Here is a 20,680-nt window from a genome sequence, read left to right as displayed (position 1 = left end):
GATTCTAAATGTTTGATTAAATTAATTGGCTAAGTCCTTGATTTCTGCCAGTTCTCTTTCGAGTTCTTTCATTTTTCGAGCCATCTTGTCAAGCTGTCTGCTGCGAACACTTTGCTTGTGCCACTCACTCGCTGAAATGGCTGGAAAACCTGCATAGGCACCTGGCTCGTTAAGGTCATGAGTGACACCTGCTTTTGCCATAATATGGGTTTTATCTGTGACAGTAAGGTGCCCGGCAAAACCTGCTTGCCCTGCTACTGTGCAGTTTTTACCTAAAATCGTGCTACCGGCAAAGCCTGCTTGCCCTGCAATCGCGCTGCCGCGGCCAATATGAACATTATGGGCAATCTGAACTAAGTTATCGATAATACAATGATCTTCGATAATTGTGTCCTCAATGGCTCCCCTGTCGATCGCACAGTTATTACCGACAGATACGTAACTGCCAATTATCACTCGGCCAATTTGTGGGATTTTAATCCATTTTCCTTGGTGGTTTGCCCAACCAAAGCCATCGCCGCCGATTACTGTCCCCGCTTCAATTGTCGTGTTGTTACCCAGGTGACAATCATGCATGATCACGACATTTGGTGCGATACGGCAATCATGTCCAATAGTGCTGTAGTCTCCAATCACTGTACCGGCCATAATCACCGTATTGTCACCGATTTGGCACTCTTTACCAATGACGGCATGTCCCATAATCACGACGTTTTCACCAATTTGGGCACTGTCGTCAACAATAGCGGTAGGATGGATGCCTACTGGAAATTGCTCCGGTGGGTTAAGTAATTGCGCGACAAGTGCATACACGTGATAGGGGTTTTGTACTATCAAGCCGTTTTTAGGACAGGCCTCTGCAAACTCCTGATTAACGATCACGGCTGCTGCCTGGGTTTTTTGCAACTCAGGCAGGCGTTTACGATCGGAAAAAAAGCTAATACTCCGATCAGTCGCATTTACCAGACTCGATACTTGTTCTATTTCGGTTTGTTCATTCCCTTGAAATGTAACCTCAATACCCGATTCACGTAAATGTTGGATGATTTCTTGAAGCAGCATGTCAGGGTGTCTTATTTATTGAAGTCTGAACGTTGCTTTTTGCTTACCTGTTGCAAGTACTTTAAAACATCTTGGGTAACATCGACACGGTTGTTGGTGTAAGCAATCCCTTCATATAGGATAAGGTCGAATCCCTGCTGCTTACCAATGGTTTTAATCGCCTCGTTAACCAGGGTTTGCAATTTAGCCAGCTCTTCATTGCGGCGAAGGTTTAACAGCTCCTGAATATCATTACGACGACGCTGAATCTCTCGGGTCATCATCGACAGCTCACGCTCTTTGGTAACCTTTTGAGCTTCACTCATCACGGCTTTGTTTTTTTGATAGTCGTTTTGTTTCTTTTCTAAATTGCTGGCCAGTGCCTTTAGTTCATTTTGCTGCGGGGCAAATTCTTTTTCTAAATTTGCACTGGCATCTTTGGCTTGGGGGGCTTGTTCTAACAATAGACCAACATTGACCACACCTAATTTAACCGGTGTTTCCTCTGCAGAACTGATCAATGTAAAACACATTAAAAAAGTGGCTAAAACAATTTTTGTCATTCGAAACATGAAGCTATCCTGAGTTGTATTATTCTGTCGGTGTTTTTGTTATTGAACGTTTAAGCCTTTACATTGGAATACCTAAGTTGAACTGGAAGCTTTGCAGTTCATCATCATCCGTATAAGTAATCGGCTTAGCAAAACTGAACGATAGAGGACCAACTGGCGTGATCCAAGAAAGTCCTAAGCCCGCTGAGGTTCTGAGCTCACCAAGCTCAACCGATTCAATGTCTGGGAACACGTTACCTGCATCAAAGAATACGCTCAAGCGCATATTGCTTGAGTCTTCAATGAATGGCATTGGAAAAACCAGCTCACCCGAGGTCAGCAATCTGGCTGAACCACCAATCGGGCGATCACTTCCATCAGTAACATAATCATAGTTATCACCCAGTGAGTTTGGTTCATAACCTCGTACTGAACTTATACCGCCTGCATAAAATTTCTCGAAGAAAGGCAGATCATCGTTAGAACCGAGTCCATCACCATATGCCATTCCCAGATTAAACTTAAAGGTAAAGTTGTCCGATAACGGATAATACCACTTTTCGTCCATAAATAGCTTGTAAAAAGAGACATCAGACGAAATCGGTGCGACCAATTGACCGGATACGGAAAACCGTTGGCCTTCGGTCGGGAAATAGAAAGCATTTTTTGTGTCGTAACTCCACCCCATGCTTAAAATGGCGGAATTGTATTCTTCTTCGTTGTCGACTATGTAGTCAGAACAGACATTAAACGTATCCGCACAAACCAATTTTTGGTTATTAAATTTTAAACCATAGTTGATTCGACTGTATTCACTCAAAGGATACCCTAGTGATAAACGAACCCCCATATTATTGGTGGTGTAGTCCGAGACCCCGAGTTCATTAGCGTCAATTTCACTTAGATAAAAACCGGCACCAAAGCTTACCCCGTCCGGAGTAAAGTAAGGGTTGGTGAGTCCAACATCAGCGGTTTTGCGTGCACTTGAGGTGTTCACTTTAAAATCAAGCTGATTACCGCTCCCAATAAAGTTTCTTTCCGAAACCCCGATATTAAAACTTACCCCGTCAATTTGCGAGTAACCCACCCCGGCGGTAAAGGAGCCGGTAGATTGTTCTTCCACTTTAACGATCAAGTCGACTTCGTCAGCAGACACTCTTTGGGTATCAATATCCACTTTGGTGAAAAAGCCAAGTCGGTTTAAGCGAGTCGTCGAACGGCGAACCTGTTGAAGAGAATAAGGGGCACTCTCTAATTGACGCATTTCACGACGGATAACATCATCACGAGTTCGTGTATTACCTTCAATTTCAATCCGGCGGACATACACGCGTTCTTTGGGCTCAATGTCAAATTTAACCGCAACAGTCCGTGCTTGTTTGTTTAATTCCGTATCCGGTTTAACTTCTGCATAGGCATAGCCCTCCTCACTTAAACGGTCGCGAATCGCATTAAGGGTGGCAATGATGTCTCCTCTGGAAAACAGTTCGCCTGTCTGGACCTTCTGGAGTTGGGCTAACTCCTCATCGGTTAATTTTTTATCCCCTGTGTAATGCACCTTCTCAATCGTATACTGGGGCCCTTCTGTGAGGTTGATCGTAATAAACACCTTGGTTTTATCAGCCGAAAGGCTGACCTGCGAAGAGCGCACTTTGAATTCTGCGAAACCACGGTCCATGTAATAAGATTTTAAGGTTTCTAGGTCGGACTGAAGCTTGGGCTTGGAATACTTATCTCCAGAGCCGAATAACGGGGATTCGTTTAGTGCAAGCAGGGGTTTTAAGCGATCATCGGTATAGGTTTGGTTGCCGACCAGGTTAATGGCACCGATGGTTGCCGGTTCCCCTTCTTCTACTTCAATTTTGAGAATCACACGGTTTCTTGGCAGCGATTCGGAGATGATTTTTACTTCTGCGGCATAGTAACCCTGGTTTTGATAACGTCGTTTTAAGTCGACGATGACTCGATCCAGTTCAACCTCGTTGTAGATACGCCCTTTTTTAATCCCAAGCGACCCTAAGGCTTGCATGAAATCATCTGTATCAATCAGTTCGTTACCTTTGATTTCAATCTCGGTAATAGAGGGCCGTTCGACAACTTTAATCACCAGGGTCCCCGAGTCACGCTCATAGAATGAGACATCCTGAAAGAAACCGGTTTGATAAAGCTTTTGAATCCCTTGCTGAACCTGAGCTCTATCGATCTCCTGACCAACGCTGACCGGTAAGTAGCTGTTAATGGTCTCAAAGCCAATACGTTGAGCGCCCTCGATTTCGATTTTTTCAACCGTGAAAGCGTGCGCCGATGTGGCGTGCATTGCCATACCTAGAAGTAAGCCACTCATTACACCGTATTTAGACTGTCTGTTTTTCATATTAACCATTTGCAATTCTTAAAATATCGTTTGTCAGCGCCAGTATCGTTAAACCGACGATAAGGAATAACCCGATTTTCTGCCCTACCAGCATAGTGCCCTCACTGACCGGTGAGCCTTTAACCGCTTCGACCATATAATAAACCAAGTGCCCGCCGTCCAAAACAGGAATTGGCAATAAGTTCAAAATCCCCAAACTAAGACTTAAAAGAGCTAATAAGCTTAAAAATGAGATGAGGCCAGTTTGCAACGCTTGGCCTGAAAACTGAGCGATACTGACCGGGCCTGATAGGTTTTCAAGTGCCGCCTCACCGAACACAATTTTTTTAAGCATAACCATGCTCATTTCGGACAATTCCAGGGTTTTTAAAGCGCCAAGCTCAAGTGCGCTGAGAAAGTCATAGCGTTCAGTCGAGATAAAAGGGGCCATTGCCTCGGAGTCGCGTTGAGCGCCAACCCCTAATTGACCAACGGTTTGGCCGTTTTTCAACGTAATTTGGTTTAAGGTAACAGACTTGGTTAATGGTTGACCGTTACGTTCAAATGATAGTTCGATGGTTTGACCGGGGTGTTGACGAACCATTTCAACCAGTTGCTGCCACTCGGCAATTGCACTCTGGTTGATAGCGAGTATTTTGTCGCCGGCTTTGAGTCCAGCCTGATGCGCAGGACTGTTCTCGGACACGGTGCCGATAACGGGCGCGATAGGAATCGCATAGGGTTGAAACCCAAGAGCGGAAAGCCAGCTTTGCTTGTGATTGTTTAAATCCAAGGCGTTAAGTGACAATTCTCGAATTTGATAGTGTTCACCACTTTGAAGACTCTCGAGTGTCAAATGAATAGTGGTTTGGTCGGCAACTAAAGCCTTTAGCAAACGTTCATGTACTGAACGCCAGGTATGAACAGGATGGTGATCTATTTCGGTAATCAACCAGGCCTGTTCCTTTTTCGGTAAAACCTGTTCAAGTGCACTATCAGGTTGTGCGTGTTCGAAAATCGGTTTTAAACCACTAACACCGATCATGTAAATGAGGCTAAACAGTGCCCATGCAAAGACAATATTAATCAGTGGCCCTGCGGCTACTACGATAAAACGCTTGTAAACTGATTGGCGATTAAAAGCTCTGGGCAGGTCGGCCTCATCGACAGGCCCCTCTGCTTCATCGGCAAACCTAACGTAGCCGCCAAGCGGAAGCATTGCGATTTGAAAGCGCGTCTCTTTGCCCTGCTTAACCCAGATTGGGCGGCCAAAGCCGATTGAAAAGTGGGTGATTTTAATATTGAACCAACGTGCGGCTTGATAGTGCCCCCACTCATGAATCGTAACGAGTACCCCAATGGCGATGATAAAACCGAGAATTGACCAAAGAACTGTCACGCGTGCAAGCTCCCGAACCACCAAAGTAAATAAAATACAGGCACGGCGACTAACAGACTGTCAATACGATCTAAAACGCCACCATGACCAGGAAGGATTGTTCCGCTGTCCTTTAAATTCGCTTGGCGTTTAAGCACGCTTTCAAACAAATCTCCAACAACTGAATAGAGTGCTATAGCGGAAAGTGACAGAGCAAATAGCCATAATGGCATGTTTAAATCTGGCGTTAAAAGAGAGAGACTTACCAAGGCAGCGATCAATACAAAAAGTGCGCCGCCCCATACGCCCTCCCAGGTTTTTCCCGGACTGACAAACTGTGCGAGTTTACGCTTACCAAAACGGCGCCCACTAAAATAGGCGCCACTGTCCATTACCCAAACCATTAGTAAACTCAGTAATAGCCAACCGGCTGATAGCTCTTCGCGGAAACGAATCATCGTGAGTGCAAACAGACCAATGAGCAACCAGCCGCTCAGTAAAATAAGCCACTTGGAGTGAACTCCTGAAGTGGAGTGTGAGGCTTGATAGCGACCTACGACCCCAAATGTGATGGCCAGTTCCACAAGTGTAAGCAGGATAATGTGTGAGGTTTCTAAAACAGACAGGCCAAGATAAACACTGAGTGCGGTGGCCAAAGCGTAACCGCCCTTAATGGCCCGGTTTGAGATTTCCGCAAAGCCACTCCATTCCCAGGCGGCAAGTAGCGTCAGGCCCATGATGAGAAGCATCCATGCTGTGTTGGATGCGGCGTAAAGAGCCACAATGGCCCCAATCGCAAGAATGAATGCGGTAATAATTCTTTGCTTTAGCATGGCTTGACTTGATCTCCGGTTTGTCCAAAACGGCGTTCACGAGAACCAAAAGAGTCGAGCGCACGTTCTAGGGCTTTTTCGTCAAAGTCAGGCCATAGGGTATCCGTAAAATAGAACTCCGTGTACGCCATTTGCCAGATTAGGAAGTTGCTGATACGTTGTTCACCACCAGTACGAATCAATAAATCAGGTTCAGGCAGATTCGATAAACTGATATAAGCATTGATGGCGTCTTCATTAAGATCGGAAATTGATAGTCGAGGATTGTCCGCTTGCCACTGTTTTACCGCTTGAATGATATCCCAGCGCCCACCGTAATTGGCGGCTATATTTAGCGTAAGGCCGGAATTAGAGGCGGTTTTGCGCTCTGCCTCCTCGATGTAATGCTGAATTTCTTCGCTGAAAGCTGAGCGCTCACCTACAATCTGTAAACGAACATTGTTTTCGTCAAGTTTGTGAATCTCTTTTTTCAGGGCCTTAAGAAACAGCCCCATCAGTTTGGTCACTTCTTCTTCCGGACGTCGCCAGTTTTCAGTACTAAATGCAAACAGGGTCAATGCCTCTATACCCTGTTCAGCACAGTGAGCGACAATTCGCTTAACGGCGTTTAAGCCCTTTTGGTGACCAATGAAGCGGGGAAGTAGGCGCTTTTTCGCCCAGCGACCATTGCCGTCCATAATAATGGCAATGTGTTTTGGCCTCTTAAGCTGTTGATTTTGTTTCTGAACCAAACCAAACCCCGGAAATTGCGATATAAAAAACGGCCGATAATAACGAGAGCTTTCCCGTTATGTTTTGGCCGTTTTATTGGAAAAACCAGTAAATTATGCCGTAAAACGGCGTAAATATCGACTTAAATTTCCATTAAGCTCGCTTCTTTCTCAGCAAGCAATGCGTCTACTTTAGAGACATACTGATCGGTGATTTTTTGAATTTGATCTTCAGCCTGACGAGATTCGTCTTCCGTGATCTCTTTATCCTTCAATAATGCTTTAATGTCACCGTTGGCGTCACGACGAATATTTCGGATCGCAACGCGTGCCTGCTCGGCTTCAGAACGTGCGACTTTAGTTAAATCACGCCGACGCTCTTCAGTCAAAGGAGGCATTGGGATACGCATTAGATTGCCTGTTGTCACCGGATTAACCCCTAAGTCAGAGGTCATAATCGCCTTTTCAACGACTGCGACCATAGGCTGCTCCCAAGGCTGAACGGTTAAGGTACGGGCATCTTCCACATTGATGTTGGCCACCTGGCTGATTGGCACTTCAGAACCGTAATACTCAACAGTAATGGAATCCAAAATGCTCGGGTGTGCACGCCCGGTGCGAATCTTGGCAAAGTTGGTTTCCAGATTCTCATAAGATTTCAACATACGCTGTTCAGCGTCGGCACGAATTTCATTAATCATACTCTTTCTCCTTAACTTACCAAGGTGCCTTCGTCTTCACCCTGGACAATGCGAACAACGGCATTATCTTTAAACATATCAAAAACTCGAATCGGCATTTTGTGATCACGACACAATACAAACGCAGTTTGATCCATGACTTGCAGGTTCTTTTGAATCACTTCCTCATAAGAAAGAGACTGGTATCGTGTTGCGCTTGGGTCTTTGACTGGATCGGCTGTATAAATACCGTCTACTTTGGTCGCCTTGAGCACAATATCCGCATCAATTTCTATGCCACGCAAGGCCGCGGCGGTATCCGTGGTAAAGAAAGGGCTGCCAGTTCCGGCGGCAAAGACAATCACTTCACCCTCTTCAAGCTGTTTTTTGACTTGGTTGGCGTTAAAACCGCTGGAAATCCCTTCAATCGCCATGGCTGAAAGTACTTGAGAGCGCATTCCCATGCTCTCGATGACATCTCGTAGCGCCAAGGCATTGATCACCGTAGCCATCATACCCATGTGGTCACCCGTGGTACGTTGAATACCGGCACCTTGAATTTGCGCGCCACGTAAAATGTTGCCACCGCCAACAACAATACCAACCTGAACCCCTAGATCGCGTAGAGATTTAACTTGAGAAACCACATTTCGAAGAGTTTCAGCGTCGAGGCCAAACTCACCTTGTCCCATAAGAGCTTCGCCACTGAATTTTAATAATATACGTTTATATTGCAGTGCCATACTCTTTCCCCTTTTATTCAATTAACGCTTACATACAAAAAAGCCATAGCCATTGACCTTCAAGCAAGGAAGGCCAAATAGGCTATGGCTTCGTGGACTCAGAGTGAGATTAGCCAGTTACAGCTTTAGCTGCCGCCGCTACTTCATCCGCGAAGTTTGTTTCTTCGATCTCGATCCCTTCACCAACTTCCAAACGAATGAAGTTGCTTACAGTCGCATCATTGTTTTTAAGAAGTTTTTCAACAGACAGGTCTGGATCTTTTACAAAAGATTGCCCTAGAAGAGTGATCTCTTGCAAGAATTTACGCATACGCCCTTCGATCATCTTCTCGATGATTTCCATTGGTTTGCCGCTTTCTTGAGCTTGTTCAATTTGGAACTTGCGCTCTTTTTCAACGACTTCTTGGTCAACGTCATCGGCAGAAACCGCAGTTGGCTTTAATGCAGCAATGTGCATAGCGACATCACGAGCCAATGCATCGTCACCACCTGTCATGTCAACAACCACACCGATTTTTTCACCGTGCTGGTATTGACCGATTTGACCAGTCGTTTCAATTTGCTCTAAACGACGAACCGCCATGTTTTCACCGATTTTTGCAATCAATTCACGACGTTTTTCATCGATGGTTTGGCCGTTTGCCATTTTTTCGCCCATCAATGCTTCAATGTCAGTGGTTCCTGTATTCAAAGCAATTTGTGCGATTTCATTTGCGAAGTCCTTGAATTCGTCACCTTTGGCCACGAAGTCTGTTTCACAGTTAACTTCTGCGATGGCGGCTTTTTTCTTGTCATCAGAAACGGCGATCGCAATCACACCTTCTGCTGCGACACGTCCAGCCTTCTTGTCTGCACCGGCCATCCCTTTTTTACGTAGGAATTCAATCGCTGCATCCATGTCACCATCTGATTCAGACAATGCTTTTTTACAATCCATCATCCCTGCGCCAGTGATTTCACGCAGTTCTTTTACCATTCCAGCTGTAATTGCCATGTTTAAATCCTTAATTAATTACGTTGTTTGATCTGTGATGAATGAAAAGGCCCGCTTGTAACCAGGCCTGTTCAAATTATTCCGCAGCTTTCTCTTCAGCTTCTACGAAATCATCGCCTTCAACAGCGGTTGTAATTGTGTTTTTACCTTCGATGATTGCATCAGCAGCAGAGCTCAGGTATAGGCTGATAGCACGGATAGCATCATCGTTACCAGGAATAACGTAGTCAACATTGCGTGGATCATTGTTGGTATCAACAACACCAATCACTGGAATACCAAGGTTTTTTGCTTCTTGGATTGCAATAGATTCATTTCCAGTATCGATCACAAAGATTGCGTCAGGCATGGCACGCATATCTTTGATACCGCCCAAAGACAACTCCAGTTTGTCTTTCTGACGGCTAAGCATTAGCGCTTCTTTTTTAGTGATTTTTTCAAAAGTTCCATCTTGTTCCATTGCTTCAAGCTCTTTTAGGCGCTTGATAGATTGTTTGATGGTTTTGAAGTTGGTCAGCATACCACCTAACCAGCGGTGATTTACGTAAGGCATACCGCAACGTTGCGCTTCTTGAGCAACGATATCACGTGCAGCACGCTTAGTTCCTACAAACATTACTTTTCCCTTGTTTGCAGCAATGCTTCCCATCATGTTCAACGCATCATTGAACATCGGTAGTGTTTTTTCTAAGTTAACGATGTGGATTTTGTTACGCGCTCCAAAGATGTACTCAGACATCTTAGGGTTCCAGTAGCGAGTTTGGTGTCCGAAGTGAACACCGGCTTCCAACATTTGACGCATAGTCACTTTAGCCATGGTTTTTTCTCCATTTTGGGTTAAGCCTCCGCTTACCCATATAAAACGAACTTAAAACACTGTTCACTGTTTCAAGCACCCCGTTTTATGTCTCGGTAAACGTGTGGATTTTCTGTTAAAATTCCTCTCATTCGAAAGGCGCCGCATTTATACCATATTTCATAAAACTTCACAATTTAAATCGGTAAAAAAGCAAAAAAACGTACTTTTCAAGTGCATTTCAAAAAGTGATCTCTACATGGCAATTAAAATCAAAACCGCAGACGAAATCGAGAAAATGAGAGTAGCAGGCCGTTTGGCGGCTGAAGTACTGGATATGATTACACCTTATGTTGTTCCCGGTGTTTCCACTGGTGAGCTTAATGAGCGCATGCATAATTTTATGGTAGAACAACAGGGAACTATTCCGGCCACCTTGAATTACCACGGTTTCCCGGCTTCAAGCTGCATCTCTATTAACCATGTGGTTTGTCACGGCATCCCGGATTACGGCAAAAAACTGAAGAAAGGCGACATCGTCAATATTGATGTAACGGTGATCAAGGATGGCTATCACGGCGATACCAGCATGATGTTTGAGGTTGGTGAGGTTAAGCCGTTTGCCCACCGTCTATGCGAAGTGGCGCGTGAGTGTTTGTGGCTGGGTATTGAACAGGTGAAACCTGGAGCCACTTTATTTGATGTTGCCTTGGCTATTCAAGAGCACGCTGAAAAACATAATTTTTCAGTGGTTCGGGAATATTGCGGACATGGCATTGGTGCCGATTTTCATGAAGAGCCTCAGGTACTGCACTATGCTGCTCCGGAGTTAAAAGAGATTGTTTTACAGCCAGGTATGGTGTTCACGATTGAGCCTATGATCAATCTGGGTAGAAAAGAGGTGAAATTGTTGGGCGATAACTGGACGGTTGTAACAAAAGACCGTAAGCTTTCAGCTCAATGGGAGCATACCTTGGTTGTCACGGAATCCGGTTATGAGATCTTTACATTGCGTAAAGATGAAATGCCTATGCTGCCCAAATCCTAAAGCCTCCCTTTAAACAGTTTGACAAAAGGCCTTATTGATATGAACTCTGAGAGTGTTTCCCCTCCTTGCTTTGTCGAGGCTCTGGATCATGCCGAGCGACCTTTGGACGCAATCAAAGCCGGCCGAGAAACACTGAACCAGTTTCGTGACTATCAATTTCAGCAATTTGATCAGGGAACGGCCGTCGCCGAACTGGTAAAAGAACGCGCGACCTTTATCGATCAAATCATCAAAAAGATTTGGCAACGCTTTATTCCCGACTCTAATTCAGCCGCCTTGTTGGCGGTTGGCGGCTACGGTCGAGGGGAGCTGCACCCCTATTCCGATATTGATGTTTTGATATTGGTTGATGAGAATAATCAGAATGAAGAGGCCTTTTCGCAGTTCATTACTTTTTTGTGGGATTTGGGGTTTGATGTAGGTCACGCGGTACGCACGGTACAAGAATGTTTTGACGCTGGTTTGGAAGATGTTTCCACTGCCACCAACCTTCTGGAGGCACGCTGGATTACCGGAAACTATGAACTTTATCAACGTCTTACTCTTTTTTGGGACAATAAAACGTTTTGGCCGAGTCAGGCTTTTTTTCAAGCCAAATACGATGAACAGGTTGCACGTCATCACCGTTTCCACGACACCACCTATCAATTAGAGCCCAATGTCAAAGAAAGTCCGGGCGGTTTGCGTGACATCCAGACTATTTACTGGGTGGCTAAGCGCCATTTTAAGGCCTCTTCGATTAACCAACTGGTGCAAAAACATTTCTTGACTCCGGAAGAGTTTCGGGAAATGGAAGCCGCTTACAAGTATTTAAATCGCGTACGTTTTGCATTGCATCGCATGAAGAAACGCCGTGAAGACCGTCTGCAATTTGATCATCAACAGTTTCTTGCTGAACAGTTTGGCTATCAAGATACTCCGGAAAAGATGGCGGTTGAGCAGTTCATGAACAGCTACTATCGAAATGTTCAAAGCGTGGTTAAGCTTAATGAGATTTTATTGCAACATTTTCGTGAAGAGATTTTCAACACGAATCAGCCGATTATCGAACGCTTAAACAGCCGTTTCAAACTCGTGGATAATTATCTGGATATTGCACAAGACAATGTCTTTGAAGTTTTTCCGACGGCTCTGCTCGAGGTTTTTCTGATTTTGCAGCACTACCCGCAAATCGAAGGAATCCGCTCCAATACGATTCGTTCCATTCGTGATAACTTGGGCTTGATTGACGAAGATTTTCGCAATGATCCCATCAACAAGGCGCTGTTTATCGAAATTTTCCGACAGCCTAAAGGGGTTAATGCGGCGCTGCGTCGCATGCATAGCTATGGCATTTTAAGTGCCTACCTCCCCGTATTTAGAAGCATAACCGGTTTGATGCAATTCAATATCTTTCACGCGTACACGGTGGACGACCATACTATCCTGGTTATTCGCAATTTACGCCGCTTCTTTGTTGAAGAGTACGCTTATGAATACCCAACGGCACATCAAATTGCCAAGCAGGTCTGCAAACCCGAAGTCCTGTTTTTAGCTGGACTGTTTCATGATATCGCCAAAGGTCGGGGTGGCGATCATGAAGTCTTAGGGGCGGAAGATGCGGTTGAATTCGGTATAAATCACAATCTACCGGAAACCGATGTCCAAATGATCAGCTGGTTGGTACGTCACCATTTAGATTTTTCCGGAGTGGCGCAAAAGAAAGATTTAAGTGATCCTGCGGTAATTCATCAATTTGCCGAGTTGGTAAAAAATCAGCAGCATCTTGATTATCTCTATCTGTTGACGGTTGCAGATGTTTGTGCGACCTCAGACGATGTCTGGAATGACTGGAAGAATGCGCTCTTCCTGGAGCTCTACAACGAAACCAGCAAGGTATTGGATGAAAAATCCAGTATGCCGAAAAATCGCGCCAAAAAAGCATTGCAAACCCAGGAGCGTGCTAAAGACTTGTTAAGTAAACACGGCTTGAATTCGGCCCGCTATCAACCCTTGTGGGACAGTTTGTTAAAAACGGAGTTCTTCAGCCGTCAAACCCCGGCAGATGTCGCGCGGATTACCCAGCTGTGTTATCAAGCCGACCTCTCAGAGACGCATATCTATTTGCATAACCTGCCGCAAAAAGGGGCGACCGAATTGGTGCTCTATATGCCGGACCGTGATTTCCTGTTTGCGCATATTACGCATGCATTAGATAAGTTGCATCTCAATGTTATGGAAGCGCGCATTTATTCCACCTCATTAAGGATGACCCTGGTCGTGCTTTATATTTTAGATAATGATCTACACCGCGTTTCCGACGATCAAATCGTTAATGCGATTATTGAAAAAATTCGAGCGCAGCTTAAACAGCCGGAGATGGAGCCTGCGGAGGTGCAGATGATGATTGCAAATCGCCGTATTCGTTGTTTTGAAACGCCGACTGAAATTACTTATCACAAGTTGAATAAACACTTGACGGAACTGACTATCCATACCAGGGATATTCCCGGTTTGCTGTCACGAATTGGTTATGCGCTGAAAACCTGCAATATCCGTCTGCACGATGCCAAAATCAATACGGTGGGTGAAAAAGCAGAAGATGTTTTCCTAATCAGTGATACAGAAAATCACGCCATTACCGATTCACATAAAAAGGAAGAGTTAACCCAGGCCTTACTCACTTTAATTGAGAAGGATGCGTGAGTTTCTCCCTGCGTAGGCAACTAAAGCCATTTAGGCTTTTTCAATGGTGCGTTGAATATTCAAATAACTCAAAGGCATTTTGGTCTGGGTCTCTGACAAACAACGCCTTTCTTCCAGAACGACTTAATGTATAACGGATATTCATTCGGTCGAGCTTACTGGCAAAATCCAAAACTGAATCGATACGTAACGCAAAATGATAGTCGCGGCCGCCGTGCTCAGGGCGTTGAGTGTTTTTATTTGGATTGTCCAGTTGCATGATGTGTAGGCTTTGACCGTTATGCAGGTCTAGCCAATAACCAGGAAATCCCAAGTGCGGTCGCGGTAAAACGGTAAGACCAAGAAGTGTCCGATAAAACTTTAAAGAACGTTCAGCATCGCTCACGATAATGCTGACGTGATCCATTCCTAAAACTTTTCCCATTTGAATTTATGCCCTAAAAGTGATCGAAATTAAATCCAATATTTTAACGGCAATCAACGGTAAATAAAGGGGACGTAGGGGAAAACCCTTAAATAAAAACATAAAAGAAGAAAAGATCAGAAATGAGATTACCCAGCCAGGCACGCTGGGTAATTTAGCCGTGAACGGTGGTGATCAGTCGTTGCTATGCAGCATAGTGTTTAGACCACCCCATACAGAGCCATCTGTAACAATAGCCTCCACTTGACCTGTTTGACTGTGGCGTCTGAACAATAGTTTAGACTGCCCTGACAGTTCACGTGCAGAAATAACCGAACCGTCCGGCATTTTGACTTTTGTACCGGCGGTCAAATAGAGGCCTGACTCAACAATACAGTCATCCCCTAGTGAAATACCAAGGCCCGCATTGGCACCCAACAGGTTTCTCTCACCCATTGAAATGACCTGTTTACCGCCGCCGGAAAGTGTGCCCATAATCGAAGCGCCACCGCCGATGTCACTGTTGTTTCCGACGACCACACCGGCACTGATACGGCCTTCAACCATTGAATTACCAAGCGTACCAGCATTAAAATTGACAAAGCCTTCATGCATAACGGTTGTCCCCGGAGCTAAGTGGGCCCCCAGTCTTACACGATCCGCATCCCCGATACGCACGCCTTCAGGAATTACATAATCCGTCATACGCGGGAACTTATCAATCGAAGTGACGTTAAACTGAACATCTTCTCCGGCAATCGCTTCACGCAGATTCTCAACCTCTGATGGCAACACCGGACCCGCACTCGTCCAGGCAACATTGGTTAACAGTCCGAATACACCGTCCAAATTGACATCATGAGGCTTGTAAGCGCATTCAGATAGCAAATGCAGTCGAAGATAAGCATCTTCAGCAGATTTCGGCGCATCATCAACCGAAGCGATTTCTACCGTAACGAAATCACTTTTAATCAGGCCTGCTTTTAAAGCCAAGCAGCTACGGGCAATTTCTTTATTAGAACGGGGAAACCATACATCTAGGGTTACACCGGTTTTAGCATCACTATAACGGTGTCCAATTCGCTTAATCGTCATAATTTCATTCTCGTTGAAAAGTGTTAAGAATAAGTAAACCGAGAAGTATACCTTCTTGGCATGGCAGATACAAAACTCCTGAGTGGTTTTTAGGCTGGCTAAAGCTCTTCTGAACAAATGCATCCAGTTTATCGATATAATTAAGCTTCTTAGGTCTAACTGGATATTAAAAATCTATGAAAATGTACGGCATCCCGAATTGTGATACGGTTAAAAAAGCCCGAAAATTTTTAGATGCGCACCAAATCGGTTATGAGTTCCATGACTTCAAAAAGCAAGGTCTGGACATGCCATTACTTGAATCCTGGCTGCAAGTACAACCACTCGAAAAACTCGTTAACAAGCGTAGTACCAGCTGGAAGCAGTTGGATGAGGGGCAAAAACAGGCCTTGATGGCCGCCGGTGATTTAACGATTTTGCAGGATAGGCCAACTCTGATAAAACGTCCGGTTTTAGAGGTGAATAACCACGTGCTGGTCGGGTTTGACGAGAAAACGTACCAATCATTGATAGAGTAATTGCTTGTCAAATCATTTACCTTGAGTAGTAAACAACACCGTAAGGTCATTTTTTCATTGTCATTCTTTAACCAATAGGAATTTCGTGCCCATGAGCGAAACCATTCAGCTTGCCCAACAACTGCTTCGGATTGATTCGGTGACACCAAACGATAAAGGTTGCCAACAACTTATTGGCAACTACCTTGAACCGCTTGGGTTCAGCATAGAACATATGCCTTTTGGTGACGTTAGCAACCTCTGGGCGCGTAAAGGATCTGAAGGTCCTTTTATTGTTTTCGCCGGGCATACCGATGTGGTGCCAACTGGCCCTGAAAACGAGTGGAAATACCCTCCCTTTTCCGCCCAGATAGATGGTGACATGCTCTATGCCCGTGGCGCAGCGGACATGAAAAGCAGCATTGCTTGTTTTATGGTCGCGTCTAAACGTTTTATTGAAAAGTTTCCAGATCACGCTGGTTCGATTGGTTATTTGATTACCAGTGATGAAGAAGGTCCTGCGGTTGACGGGACCGTCAAAGTGATCGAAGCGCTGGAAGCACGCCAAGAAAAATTTGACTACTGTTTGGTTGGGGAACCGTCCAGCGACCAAAAATTAGGCGACTCCATCAAAAACGGACGCCGAGGCTCGTTGAGCGGTACGCTCACCGTCCAAGGTATTCAGGGGCATATCGCCTATCCCGAGCTGGCGGAAAATCCAATTCATACACTCGCACCAGCGCTCGAACAGTTAGTGCATGTACAGTGGGATCACGGCAATGAGTATTTCCCTCCGACCTCTTTGCAAATTTCTAATATTAATGGCGGTACTGGGGCGACTAATGTGATACCCGGTCATGTCGAAGTGCAGTTTAATTTCAGATTTTCAACCGAGCACACCCCGGAAACCCTGAAAGAAGGGGTACATGCCATTTTAGACCATCACAATTTAAATTATGATTTGCAATGGAATCTCTCCGGACTGCCGTTTATTACTCCTGCAGAAGGTGAGTTGATTCAGGCGGTGAAGCAGGCAACACAATCTGTCATGGGCTATGAACCTAAACTTTCTACTGGGGGAGGAACCTCTGACGGACGTTTTATCGCAACCACCGGAGCACAAGTTATTGAGCTCGGTCCGCTCAATGCTACGATCCATAAAGTCAATGAATGTGTCAGTGTGACGGATTTAAACCACCTAACCGAGATTTACTATCAAATTTTGGTTAATTTGTTGATACAAAAATAAGCAGGCCTGATCTATGGTTGAGAGCGACCTACCCCCTACTCTTCAATATTTGCTGATTGCACTGCAGTTAGTGGCTGTTGGCGTGTTTTTGTACTTTATTTGGCCGCAGATTAAAGGGGAACGCTGGAAAGCCAAGTTTGTCGAAAATAAACAAGCCTTATCTATTTTAGTGGTGTTTGTTTTGATCCTATTGTTTGTTCTCGGCCTAAGCAGTTTCTTTGATGCTTTTTTCCCTGTAGAGCGTATCGACGGACCTAAGCCTCCTTCAATCCCCTAAACCGATATTGCAATCGAGCCAAGGATCGTGGAGTTGATATCTTGCACAAATAGCGCAAGCATATAGAAATCCCCTTTCTTAATGCGTAGAATTGAGAATAAGCCTTCACCTTATCGTAAAGATTATCCATTCAGCTAAAGGGTTTAACTATGTCCGTTGCCAAAAAGATTGCCAATTCCGTTCTGGGCCAAGATGTCACCGAAGAGGAGTGTGAAATTCTTGCATCTGCGGTTGAACACCGCCAACTTGAACCAGGCGAGGTACTGTTTTATGAAGGATCACAAGATGACACCTTGTACATTCTGATTACCGGCAAATTGGAAGTCCTGAAGATGTTAACACCGGACAAATCGATTTCAATCGACTCCCTGAAAACCGGAAGCATGACGGGAGAACTCAGCTTTTTGGACGGCGTCCCCCACTCTTTGCGACTGATTGCAAAAAATCAGAGCGAGGTACTGATGTTGCGTCGCGATAAATTCGAATCTCTGGTTGAGAGCCACCCTTTAGTAACCTTTCACGTGATGCGTTCAATTTTACGGTATTCGCATACCCTGCAGCGTAAAATGAATGCAAAATACCTCGAGATGCATCGCATGATTCAGAACCAATATACCGCTCAATATTAACAAACGCGTTGGTGGATGGGCTACATAAAAAAGAAGGCATGGCCTTCTTTTTTATGTAGCAGAGATTATTGATTCAGGTTCATAGGCTGCGACCATTGCGAATCGCATTAATCACATAGACAGCATAGGCGATCAGCGCCACGGCCACCATCATCCAAACACTGTCAGCTTCAACCAGATTGGTCGCAAATACGATCAAAATCGCTACCGGTGCAAACCATTTCAAGTCAAGCAGATACCACTTCATCCAATTTGAACTCAGTTCAATTTCTTGTTGGCGTTGCTCTTTCGTCATCACCCAAGCAACGAACATCGACATGAGCAATCCACCCATCGGCAACATGATATTGGCCGTAATAAAGTCAACACTGTCAAAGAAGGTTCGCTCACCTAAAAAGTGCACATCTGACCAGGCATTAAAAGAAAGCACCGTACCGATACCGATTAACCAAATCAATGCACCCAAAATCCAGGCTGCATGCAAACGTTTAATCCCCCAGTTTTGGTCAAACCAACTGACTGCAGGTTCAATTAAGGAGATGGTCGAACTCAATGCGGCCATGACCACTAAGGCAAAGAACAAGGTGCCAAAAAACCAGCCGCCACTCATCTGTCCAAACGCAATCGGAAGTGTTTGAAATAACAACCCAGGGCCAGCCCCCGGCTCTAAGCCATTGGCAAACACCACCGAAAAAATGACCAGGCCGGCTAACAGCGCGATCAGCGTATCGGCCGCGGCAATCCATAACCCTGCCTTAACAATGGAGTGTTTTTGAGAGAGATAAGAACCGTAAACCATCATCGTTCCCAAACCGATACTCAAGGTAAAAAAGGCGTGCCCCATGGCGATTAAGACCGCTTCCCAGCTGAGTTTAGAAAAATTCGGGGAAAACAAAAAACTAAAACTCTGTCCAAACGCTCCGGTTGTGGTGGCATAGCCGAGTAGGATCAGGAGAATCAGCAGTAATCCCGGCATCATGTAACTGATGGCACGTTCAATACCGCTTTTAACCCCTTTGGCCACTACGATTACCGTAAACAGTGAGACCACACTGTGCCAAAACAACAGCTCATAAGGATTGGATACCAGCATATTAAAGTGTTGGCTGGCCCCTGCGGAGTCGATGTTGATAAAAGCCCCTTTCATACTTTCAAAAAAGTAAGAGACTCCCCAGCCGGCAATCACCGTATAGAACGAAAGAATCAGTGCTCCGGCCAGAACCCCGTTTAAGCCCAAGAGAAACCACAAAGAGCTTGCAGAGTGCTCGCGGGAGAGGTTGGCCATGGCTTGAACCGGATTGGCCTTGCCGGCTCTGCCCAGTGCAATTTCGGAAAGCAGGACAGGTATGCCGATTAACAGAACACAAGCCAGATAAACTAAAACAAAAGCGCCGCCGCCATTTTCTCCAGTGATATAGGGAAACTTCCAAATATTTCCCAATCCTACAGCGGAACCGACAGCAGCCAGAATAAACAGTGACTGATTTGACCAACCTTCAGTAGAAAGTTTTAACTGACTCATGTATCTTCCTTTGTATCTTCCTATATAATGCTGATTACTTTTTACAGTTTGTTTGGAACGGCTGACGGATTGGTTGTAATGTTTATAAGTAATCCGTATGAGTATCCTAATTTAGCCGATTCCACTGTTATTTAGACTCATTATAGCAAAGACAAAAATGCACATTCAGGCCAACTATTCGCTTAAAGACCACAATACATTTCAGATTGATGTCAAAACGCAATACTATGTGGAGATTTTCCGGCAGAGTGATATCAACATTCTACGCTCTGATCTGACTTTGGCCTCTCTACCTTGGCGTATTGTCGGTGGCGGCAGCAATATGTTGTTTACCCACGACTTTGAAGGTGTGATGGTACATTGCAGCTATAAGGCGCTTAAGGTGGTTAAAGAAGATGCGGATAACATTTGGCTTTCCGTTGGTGCCGGTATGAAGTGGCATGACCTGGTGACCTATACGGTAGAAAACGACCTGTGGGGACTTGAAAACCTGGCCTTAATTCCAGGCACGGTTGGCGCCGCCCCAGTACAAAATGTCGGGGCTTACGGAGCGGAAGCACGAGATGCAATCACTCGAGTTCAAGCGCTTAACCTTTATACCGGACAGCGCATCGAGTTTCGTAATGCAGAATGCAATTTTGGCTATCGTACCAGCATTTTTAAACAGGAGTATGCCGACAAACTTTTGGTACACCGCGTCACCTTTCGCTTAAGAAAATTGCACGCCGGAAATCCTAACCTGGTTTACGAACCGCTTAAAGACGCCTTATCCGACATTCACAAATCTGAACTTACTCCAAAAATGATTTACGACGCCGTGATCGCTTTGCGCAAGTCGCGTATTCCAGATCCGGCGGTATTTGGCAATGCCGGAAGTTTCTTTAAGAACCCGGTAGTGGATCAAGAGTACTTTGAAGAAATGAAGGCGGTATATCCGGATATCCCCCACCATCGTACTCTGGATGGCCAATATAAAATTCCGGCCGCCTGGTTGATTGAACAGGCTAACTGGAAGGGTCAAAGACATGGGCGTGCCGGTGTTTCCGAAAAACATGCTTTGGTGCTGGAGAACCGTGGAGGTGCCAGCGGCCAAGACATCGTGGAACTCTCCAATATGGTTCAAGAAGCGGTTGATCATAAATTCGGCATTCACCTGGATCCTGAGGTGATTATTCTTTAAATCCTCTGCTAGCAGG

At 45.2% G+C, this 20,680-nt stretch carries 20 protein-coding genes; 7 read left to right on the top strand and 13 right to left on the bottom strand.

Annotation, left to right across the window (positions count from 1 at the left end; genetic code table 11):
* Window positions 1-21: 21 nt before the first annotated feature.
* The 10 genes from lpxD to rpsB form a co-directional block, all read right to left on the bottom strand.
* The gene (gene lpxD / locus QCB44_RS04605) at window positions 22-1,062 is read right to left on the bottom strand and encodes a UDP-3-O-(3-hydroxymyristoyl)glucosamine N-acyltransferase (RefSeq protein WP_279408161.1); all 1,041 of its coding nucleotides are present in this window, start codon (window positions 1,060-1,062) and stop codon (window positions 22-24) included.
* Between the two features lie 11 nt (window positions 1,063-1,073).
* The gene (locus QCB44_RS04600; protein WP_279408160.1) at window positions 1,074-1,613 is read right to left on the bottom strand and encodes an OmpH family outer membrane protein; all 540 of its coding nucleotides are present in this window, start codon (window positions 1,611-1,613) and stop codon (window positions 1,074-1,076) included.
* A 58-nt stretch (window positions 1,614-1,671) separates the two neighbouring features.
* Window positions 1,672-3,909: an outer membrane protein assembly factor BamA gene (gene bamA / locus QCB44_RS04595; RefSeq protein ID WP_279408159.1), complete on the bottom strand. Its 2,238-nt coding sequence runs from the start codon at window positions 3,907-3,909 to the stop codon at window positions 1,672-1,674.
* Window positions 3,910-3,967: 58 nt separating this feature from the next.
* Window positions 3,968-5,344 carry an RIP metalloprotease RseP gene (gene rseP, locus QCB44_RS04590; protein WP_279408158.1) on the bottom strand — a complete coding sequence of 459 codons (1,377 nt, stop codon included), beginning with the start codon at window positions 5,342-5,344 and terminating at the stop codon, window positions 3,968-3,970.
* Window positions 5,341-6,156, bottom strand: coding sequence for a phosphatidate cytidylyltransferase (locus QCB44_RS04585; RefSeq protein WP_279408157.1), 816 nt, complete (start codon window positions 6,154-6,156; stop codon window positions 5,341-5,343). The genes rseP and QCB44_RS04585 overlap by 4 nt, the downstream gene beginning before the upstream one ends.
* Window positions 6,150-6,833: a polyprenyl diphosphate synthase gene (gene uppS, locus QCB44_RS04580; RefSeq protein ID WP_279409185.1), complete on the bottom strand. Its 684-nt coding sequence runs from the start codon at window positions 6,831-6,833 to the stop codon at window positions 6,150-6,152. The genes QCB44_RS04585 and uppS overlap by 7 nt, the downstream gene beginning before the upstream one ends.
* 176 nt (window positions 6,834-7,009) lie before the next feature.
* Entirely contained in the window at window positions 7,010-7,567 is a 558-nt protein-coding gene (gene frr / locus QCB44_RS04575) for a ribosome recycling factor (protein WP_279408156.1), read from the bottom strand.
* An 11-nt stretch (window positions 7,568-7,578) separates the two neighbouring features.
* The gene (gene pyrH, locus QCB44_RS04570; RefSeq protein WP_279408155.1) at window positions 7,579-8,289 is read right to left on the bottom strand and encodes a UMP kinase; all 711 of its coding nucleotides are present in this window, start codon (window positions 8,287-8,289) and stop codon (window positions 7,579-7,581) included.
* A gap of 109 nt (window positions 8,290-8,398) precedes the next feature.
* Window positions 8,399-9,283, bottom strand: a complete 885-nt coding sequence (gene tsf, locus QCB44_RS04565; protein WP_279408154.1) for a translation elongation factor Ts — start codon at window positions 9,281-9,283, stop codon at window positions 8,399-8,401.
* Window positions 9,284-9,359: 76 nt separating this feature from the next.
* Window positions 9,360-10,100: a 30S ribosomal protein S2 gene (gene rpsB / locus QCB44_RS04560; RefSeq protein WP_279408153.1), complete on the bottom strand. Its 741-nt coding sequence runs from the start codon at window positions 10,098-10,100 to the stop codon at window positions 9,360-9,362.
* A gap of 238 nt (window positions 10,101-10,338) precedes the next feature.
* On the opposite strand from rpsB, the gene map reads away from it, so the two are divergent.
* Both map and glnD read left to right on the top strand, forming a co-directional pair.
* A complete protein-coding gene (map, locus tag QCB44_RS04555) occupies window positions 10,339-11,127 on the top strand; it encodes a type I methionyl aminopeptidase (RefSeq protein ID WP_279408152.1) in 789 nt (262 codons plus the stop codon).
* A gap of 39 nt (window positions 11,128-11,166) precedes the next feature.
* On the top strand, window positions 11,167-13,812 hold the full coding sequence (gene glnD / locus QCB44_RS04550; RefSeq protein ID WP_279408151.1) for a [protein-PII] uridylyltransferase: 2,646 nt from the start codon (window positions 11,167-11,169) through the stop codon (window positions 13,810-13,812).
* Between the two features lie 40 nt (window positions 13,813-13,852).
* Here the strand turns inward: glnD and QCB44_RS04545 are convergent, their stop codons facing one another.
* The gene (locus QCB44_RS04545) at window positions 13,853-14,218 is read right to left on the bottom strand and encodes a VOC family protein (RefSeq protein WP_279408150.1); all 366 of its coding nucleotides are present in this window, start codon (window positions 14,216-14,218) and stop codon (window positions 13,853-13,855) included.
* 192 nt (window positions 14,219-14,410) lie between these two features.
* Window positions 14,411-15,310, bottom strand: coding sequence for a DapH/DapD/GlmU-related protein (locus tag QCB44_RS04540; protein WP_279408149.1), 900 nt, complete (start codon window positions 15,308-15,310; stop codon window positions 14,411-14,413).
* A gap of 176 nt (window positions 15,311-15,486) precedes the next feature.
* Here QCB44_RS04540 and QCB44_RS04535 point away from each other — a divergent pair, with 176 nt between their 5' ends.
* The 4 genes from QCB44_RS04535 (at window position 15,487) to QCB44_RS04520 (ending at window position 17,962) form a co-directional block, all read left to right on the top strand.
* The gene (locus tag QCB44_RS04535; RefSeq protein WP_279408148.1) at window positions 15,487-15,828 is read left to right on the top strand and encodes an arsenate reductase; all 342 of its coding nucleotides are present in this window, start codon (window positions 15,487-15,489) and stop codon (window positions 15,826-15,828) included.
* Between the two features lie 91 nt (window positions 15,829-15,919).
* Complete coding sequence (gene dapE, locus QCB44_RS04530; protein ID WP_279408147.1) at window positions 15,920-17,056, top strand: succinyl-diaminopimelate desuccinylase; 1,137 nt, start codon at window positions 15,920-15,922, stop codon at window positions 17,054-17,056.
* Window positions 17,057-17,069: 13 nt separating this feature from the next.
* Complete coding sequence (locus QCB44_RS04525; RefSeq protein ID WP_279408146.1) at window positions 17,070-17,333, top strand: hypothetical protein; 264 nt, start codon at window positions 17,070-17,072, stop codon at window positions 17,331-17,333.
* 149 nt (window positions 17,334-17,482) lie between these two features.
* Window positions 17,483-17,962 carry a cyclic nucleotide-binding domain-containing protein gene (locus QCB44_RS04520; protein WP_279408145.1) on the top strand — a complete coding sequence of 160 codons (480 nt, stop codon included), beginning with the start codon at window positions 17,483-17,485 and terminating at the stop codon, window positions 17,960-17,962.
* A gap of 79 nt (window positions 17,963-18,041) precedes the next feature.
* On the opposite strand, the gene QCB44_RS04515 is transcribed toward QCB44_RS04520, so the two are convergent.
* Window positions 18,042-19,484 (bottom strand): sodium-dependent transporter, encoded by a 1,443-nt coding sequence (locus QCB44_RS04515; RefSeq protein WP_279408144.1) that lies wholly within the window; start codon window positions 19,482-19,484, stop codon window positions 18,042-18,044.
* 157 nt (window positions 19,485-19,641) lie between these two features.
* Here QCB44_RS04515 and murB point away from each other — a divergent pair, with 157 nt between their 5' ends.
* Complete coding sequence (gene murB / locus QCB44_RS04510; protein ID WP_279408143.1) at window positions 19,642-20,664, top strand: UDP-N-acetylmuramate dehydrogenase; 1,023 nt, start codon at window positions 19,642-19,644, stop codon at window positions 20,662-20,664.
* The last annotated feature ends 16 nt before the right edge of the window (window positions 20,665-20,680 follow it).

The organism is Thiomicrorhabdus sp. zzn3, from assembly GCF_029767755.1.
Classification (GTDB): domain Bacteria; phylum Pseudomonadota; class Gammaproteobacteria; order Thiomicrospirales; family Thiomicrospiraceae; genus Thiomicrorhabdus.
This window is presented reverse-complemented; position numbering and strand designations above follow the sequence as displayed.

Bases quoted from the DNA above. Each gene is read 5' to 3' on its own strand.
- lpxD (WP_279408161.1), bottom strand. From the start codon at position 1,062: ATGCTGCTTCAAGAAATCATCCAACATTTACGTGAATCGGGTATTGAG.
- QCB44_RS04600 (WP_279408160.1), bottom strand. From the start codon at position 1,613: ATGTTTCGAATGACAAAAATTGTTTTAGCCACTTTTTTAATGTGTTTT.
- bamA (WP_279408159.1), bottom strand. From the start codon at position 3,909: ATGCACGCCACATCGGCGCACGCTTTCACGGTTGAAAAAATCGAAATC.
- QCB44_RS04585 (WP_279408157.1), bottom strand. From the start codon at position 6,156: ATGCTAAAGCAAAGAATTATTACCGCATTCATTCTTGCGATTGGGGCC.
- uppS (WP_279409185.1), bottom strand. From the start codon at position 6,833: ATGGACGGCAATGGTCGCTGGGCGAAAAAGCGCCTACTTCCCCGCTTC.
- frr (WP_279408156.1), bottom strand. From the start codon at position 7,567: ATGATTAATGAAATTCGTGCCGACGCTGAACAGCGTATGTTGAAATCT.
- pyrH (WP_279408155.1), bottom strand. From the start codon at position 8,289: ATGGCACTGCAATATAAACGTATATTATTAAAATTCAGTGGCGAAGCT.
- tsf (WP_279408154.1), bottom strand. From the start codon at position 9,283: ATGGCAATTACAGCTGGAATGGTAAAAGAACTGCGTGAAATCACTGGC.
- rpsB (WP_279408153.1), bottom strand. From the start codon at position 10,100: ATGGCTAAAGTGACTATGCGTCAAATGTTGGAAGCCGGTGTTCACTTC.
- map (WP_279408152.1), top strand. From the start codon at position 10,339: ATGGCAATTAAAATCAAAACCGCAGACGAAATCGAGAAAATGAGAGTA.
- glnD (WP_279408151.1), top strand. From the start codon at position 11,167: ATGAACTCTGAGAGTGTTTCCCCTCCTTGCTTTGTCGAGGCTCTGGAT.
- QCB44_RS04545 (WP_279408150.1), bottom strand. From the start codon at position 14,218: ATGGATCACGTCAGCATTATCGTGAGCGATGCTGAACGTTCTTTAAAG.
- QCB44_RS04540 (WP_279408149.1), bottom strand. From the start codon at position 15,310: ATGACGATTAAGCGAATTGGACACCGTTATAGTGATGCTAAAACCGGT.
- QCB44_RS04535 (WP_279408148.1), top strand. From the start codon at position 15,487: ATGAAAATGTACGGCATCCCGAATTGTGATACGGTTAAAAAAGCCCGA.
- dapE (WP_279408147.1), top strand. From the start codon at position 15,920: ATGAGCGAAACCATTCAGCTTGCCCAACAACTGCTTCGGATTGATTCG.
- QCB44_RS04525 (WP_279408146.1), top strand. From the start codon at position 17,070: ATGGTTGAGAGCGACCTACCCCCTACTCTTCAATATTTGCTGATTGCA.
- QCB44_RS04520 (WP_279408145.1), top strand. From the start codon at position 17,483: ATGTCCGTTGCCAAAAAGATTGCCAATTCCGTTCTGGGCCAAGATGTC.
- QCB44_RS04515 (WP_279408144.1), bottom strand. From the start codon at position 19,484: ATGAGTCAGTTAAAACTTTCTACTGAAGGTTGGTCAAATCAGTCACTG.
- murB (WP_279408143.1), top strand. From the start codon at position 19,642: ATGCACATTCAGGCCAACTATTCGCTTAAAGACCACAATACATTTCAG.